General features: G+C 63.6%; 1 protein-coding gene and 1 pseudogene. Both read right to left on the bottom strand.

Features of this window, described 5'->3' with window-relative positions; genetic code table 11:
- Positions 1-520: ATP-binding protein (locus Q0D31_RS20000; RefSeq protein WP_291854942.1), on the bottom strand; the 520-nt coding region annotated here is incomplete at its 3' end.
- Positions 486-1,112 (bottom strand): annotated as a pseudogene (locus tag Q0D31_RS19995) (IS21 family transposase); the annotation flags it as partial. The gene Q0D31_RS20000 and the pseudogene Q0D31_RS19995, both read right to left, overlap by 35 nt.

Below are 1,112 nucleotides of genomic sequence, written 5' to 3'. Positions count from 1 at the left end.
CGAACGGCAGGTAGCCGAGCTCGTCGAGGACGATGAAGTCCATCCGGGTCAAATGCTCGGCGATGCGACCCTGCCGTCCGTTGCGGGTCTCGATCTCCAGGCGATTGACGAGGTCGACTACGTTGTAGAAGCGGCCTCGGGCGCCGGATCGGATGCAGCTTCTGGCGATGGCGATGGCCAGATGGGTCTTGCCAGTCCCGGTCCCGCCGACCAGCACGGCATTGCGTTGCTGGGCGATGAAGCCGCTGCCGGCGAGATCATTGACCAGGGTCTGGTTGATGGGTGTGCCTTCGAACTGGAAGTCGTCCAGGTCCTTGGCAAGCGGCAGCTTGGCGATGGTGAGCTGGTACTTGATCGAGCGAGCCTGCTTCTCGTTGATCTCGGCGTTGAGCAGGTCGCCGACAATGCGCTGGGGTTCGTGCTGACGCTTTACGGCAGTCGCCATGATCTCGTCGAAGGCGGCCTTCATGCCGTAGAGCTTGAGCTCACCCATGAGGTCGAAGAGTTGAGTACGTTCCATCAGATGGTTCTCCTGAGGTTGTCGTAACGGGCACAGTCGGCGATCGGCGCATGGCGCAATGTCAGGGCAGCCGGCGTCATGATGTTGGCTGGTGGGGCGGGCTCACGTTGCCGAGCCAGGATGTTGAGTACGACGTCGGCGGAATGGACGCCGTGGGCGATAGCCTCGGCACAGGCCGCCTCGACGGCCGGCAGACCGTCGGTCAGAACCGCGTTGAGGATGTCGACCATCTGCCGATTGCCATCGTCGGCGCTGGCGAGCTTGCGCCGTACACGTTCAATCGCCGCGGGCAGTACCCAGTCCTTGAAGGGGGCGCCGTTGCGCAAGGCGCCGGGTTTGCGAGCGAGCACCGGCACGTAATGCCAGGGATCGTAGGTCGTCTCGCCGCGGCCGAATGAGCGCGGATGCTCGGCAACGATGCGTCCGTCCTGGCGGATTACGATGCGGTCGGCATAGGCGTGAACCTCGACCGGCCGTCCGACTGCGCTGGCTGCGACCGAGTACTTGTTGTTGTCGAAGCGCACCAGGCAGGTCTTCGAGACCGATGCCGGCACCGCGTGGAATCCATCGAACCGTCCAGCATAGGGAACGA

It is taken from the genome of Bradyrhizobium sp., from assembly GCF_022844465.1.
In the GTDB taxonomy this organism is placed as follows: Bacteria; Pseudomonadota; Alphaproteobacteria; order Rhizobiales; family Xanthobacteraceae; genus Bradyrhizobium.
The sequence above is the reverse complement of the archived record's forward strand: the minus strand, read 5'-3'. Positions and strand labels throughout refer to the sequence as shown.